This window comes from Planktotalea sp., assembly GCF_039984035.1.
In the GTDB taxonomy this organism is placed as follows: Bacteria; Pseudomonadota; Alphaproteobacteria; order Rhodobacterales; family Rhodobacteraceae; genus Planktotalea.
Genome location: NZ_JBDWVM010000031.1, coordinates 1 through 2,873 on the forward strand (window position 1 = coordinate 1; position 2,873 = coordinate 2,873).

Genomic DNA, 2,873 nt, shown 5'->3' on the forward strand with positions numbered 1-2,873 from the left:
GACACAAGCAGGTGTTTTGCCAAACCTCGGCGAATAACACCGCTTAAAGCATCTTCCGTCCGGTTACCCACTCACGCAGACACCTCGGTCGGAAGAAGGGGTACAGGTTTTGCCTGTGCCCCTGCTATTCGCGGGTTATGATTTTAGCTACCCGACCTTTTTGCCCTGGCTCCAAACACCGCGCAGCAAAGGCATTTGATCGACAAGTTGAACCCGCAAAACATCACCGCGCAAACCAACCTTTAGTGCACCGCGATCCTTGAGATGCGTCGCTATTGCTGGATTGCTGGTAACTGTCGCAATCGCACGCGGCAGATCATCCCAAATCTGCGCCAGTCGAAATGCAGACAACAGCAAGGCGGATGGCACGTAGTCTGATGAAACGATGTCCAATAAGTCAGCTTTTGCCAACTCTTCTGCAGCAACATTACCAGAGTGTGAGCCACCCCTGATCAAATTCGGCGCGCCCATCATGACCGAAATACCATGGCTCCGGCAGGCCTGCGCGGCTTCCAACGTTGTTGGAAATTCTGCAAACCCCACCCGATTTGAAGCTGAAGTTGCCACGTGTTCAGCCGTTGTATCATCATGGCTTGCCAATACGGCGCCCAAACGTGTCGCTTCGACAACTGTGCCTGCCTCATGCTTGGCGCCAAAACGCTTTTGCAAACCCAATAGATTTTCTACATGGGCCTCAAATTCGTCGTCCGTCATTCCACGTTTCTTGGCCACATAGGTTTTCAGCGCAGATAGATCTCGGAACTGTCTTTGTCCGGGCGTATGGTCCATCAGGCTCACAATGCCGACACGATCTTCTGTGCCAAAGGTCGCCAGCTCTTGCAGCAGAGTTTCGGAACAAATCTCGGCTCGCAAATGTAGGAAATGACTAATCTTGAAGAACCCTTGCGCGCGAGCGGCCAACAACTCGTCCGCAAGCTTACGTGCATAGTCGATGTATCGACCTTTACCGCTGTGAATGGAGCCAACACGCATCGCATCGAAAACAGTCGTGATGCCTGTCGATGCAAGCTCCGCATCATGCGCGATGAGAGCGGGTAAATGCGGCCAATCCACTTCAGGGCGCGGTTCAATATGACGCTCAACATTATCTGTGTGCAGCTCAACTAAACCCGGGGTAATCAAATCGCCCCTACAATCAATCGCGCCGACTGGGACCTGATCACCTTCTAATATCTCGGTGATACTACCATTCTCGATTACAATCGCACCCGTCAAAACCTGATCAGGCAAGACCAACCGCGCGTTCGCAAGATGCAGATCGGCTGACATGTCGCTGTCACAAAGTGTTGTCAAAGAAGACGCGTTGAAAGGGGAATTCATGTCATACTCTCGATTTGCAGTTTACTATCTGCCGCCCGACGGCCCGTTGTCGGCGTTCGGCGCGGCATGGTTGGGATGGGACGTTGCACGGGGATGTGCCGCTACTCAGCTGAATGTGCCCGATTTGCATGACATCACGATGACACCGGGCAAGTACGGGTTTCATGGAACGCTGAAACCGCCCTTTCGATTGTCGCAAGGTGAAGGCCTCGCTGGGCTGGACGCTGCGACGGCTCGCATAGCGGCATCGCTTGTCCCGACCACCTGCGATGGTTGGGAATTGACGACCATAGGTCAGTTCCTCGCGTTGACGCCAAAGGGCGATTTGAAGGGTTTGCAGCACATAGCGCAAACCTGCGTGCGTGAACTCGATCACTTCCGCGCGCCCGCCACTGATAACGAACTCGCGCGGCGACGTGCTGCTGGGCTTAGCGCGCGACAAGAGACGCTGTTGCGCCAATGGGGGTATCCCTACGTGATAGAAGAGTTTCGCTTTCATCTGACGCTCTCGGGTCGTTTGCACAAAGACGACATTCCTCTTTGGCGTGACCGCGTTCTGGCCCATCTGCCAGATGTGTCTGATGCTTTTGTTTTTGATCAGATCGCATTGTGCGGAGAACGCAGCGATGGATGTTTCGAATTGATCCATCGCTACACGCTCACCGGCTGAAGCAAGGTAACAGCATGTTCAATCGTCTCTTCCAAGGGACCGTCATTTGAAAGATGAATCACCTCTAGGTTTTCTGGCAAAGGTTTTTCCGCTTCAGCAAGGCGTTTGGCAATTTCGCTTTCAGACTCTCGACCACGCTCCGCCAATCTACGCGCTAAGGTTTCCGGCTGCGCCGTGATGTTCAAAACCAATAGATGCGGGAAAAGTTCGTTCGCCTGTGCAAGCGCTTTACGGGAAAAGTTCGCGAGGCAATCCTCACCGTCTTCCAAACGTTTCTTAACAGCGATCGGTACGCCATACCGCAACCCATGGGCTCGCCAATGCATGGCAAATGCACCTTTCTCTGCCATGGTGTCGAATTCGGGAACAGACACTGCGACATAGTCTTCACCGCCAAGCTCAGGTGCACGAGTGATCACCCTCTGCGCGAGGTGGAGGTGTGGCATCGCCGCATGGATACCTGCCAAAACACTGTCCTTGCCGACTCCAGAAGCCCCAACAACCGCAATGAGCCGCCCGGACGTCATGCCGCGACACCGGGGGTAAACAAGGTCATATCGATCTCACGATCGCACACCCGCGCGCGTGCTGCCTCATCATGGAAAATTCCGATGATCGAAGCGCCGCGCTCTTTGGCTTCCTCAATCAGAGTCAGCACCACTTCGCGGTTCGCGGCATCTAAGCTGGCAGTCGGTTCATCCAGCAGCATCGCAGGGTAGGTATGGGCAAAACCGCGTGCTATGTTCACACGTTGTTGCTCACCTCCCGAAAAGGTTGTGGGTGACAGCGACCACAAACGTTCGGGGATATTCACCTTGCTCAGTAGTGCGCGCGCGCGCTGTTCAGCATCATGCGCTGAAAC

General features: G+C 54.3%; 4 protein-coding genes. 1 reads left to right on the plus strand and 3 read right to left on the minus strand.

All coding sequences use genetic code 11. The annotated features are described in order from the left end of the window. Nucleotides 1–147: 147 nt before the first annotated feature. Complete coding sequence (locus tag ABJQ89_RS01310) at nucleotides 148–1,341, minus strand: alpha-D-ribose 1-methylphosphonate 5-triphosphate diphosphatase (protein ID WP_348494471.1); 1,194 nt, start codon at nucleotides 1,339–1,341, stop codon at nucleotides 148–150. On the opposite strand from ABJQ89_RS01310, the gene ABJQ89_RS01315 reads away from it, so the two are divergent. Continuing rightward, complete coding sequence (locus ABJQ89_RS01315) at nucleotides 1,340–2,011, plus strand: DUF1045 domain-containing protein (RefSeq protein ID WP_348494472.1); 672 nt, start codon at nucleotides 1,340–1,342, stop codon at nucleotides 2,009–2,011. The two genes, ABJQ89_RS01310 and ABJQ89_RS01315, sit on opposite strands and share 2 nt — an antisense overlap. Here ABJQ89_RS01315 and phnN read toward each other — a convergent pair. Together phnN and ABJQ89_RS01325 are read right to left on the minus strand one after the other, a co-directional pair. Then, on the minus strand, nucleotides 1,993–2,538 hold the full coding sequence (gene phnN / locus ABJQ89_RS01320; protein ID WP_348494473.1) for a phosphonate metabolism protein/1,5-bisphosphokinase (PRPP-forming) PhnN: 546 nt from the start codon (nucleotides 2,536–2,538) through the stop codon (nucleotides 1,993–1,995). The two genes, ABJQ89_RS01315 and phnN, sit on opposite strands and share 19 nt — an antisense overlap. After that, on the minus strand, nucleotides 2,535–2,873 hold a 339-nt coding region (locus tag ABJQ89_RS01325; RefSeq protein WP_348494474.1), incomplete at its 5' end, for an ATP-binding cassette domain-containing protein. The genes ABJQ89_RS01325 and phnN, both read right to left, overlap by 4 nt.

Excerpts from the sequence above, each read along its gene's own strand:
- ABJQ89_RS01315 (WP_348494472.1), top strand. The coding sequence starts at position 1,340 with ATGTCATACTCTCGATTTGCAGTTTACTATCTGCCGCCCGACGGCCCG.
- ABJQ89_RS01310 (WP_348494471.1), bottom strand. The coding sequence starts at position 1,341 with ATGAATTCCCCTTTCAACGCGTCTTCTTTGACAACACTTTGTGACAGC.
- phnN (WP_348494473.1), bottom strand. The coding sequence starts at position 2,538 with ATGACGTCCGGGCGGCTCATTGCGGTTGTTGGGGCTTCTGGAGTCGGC.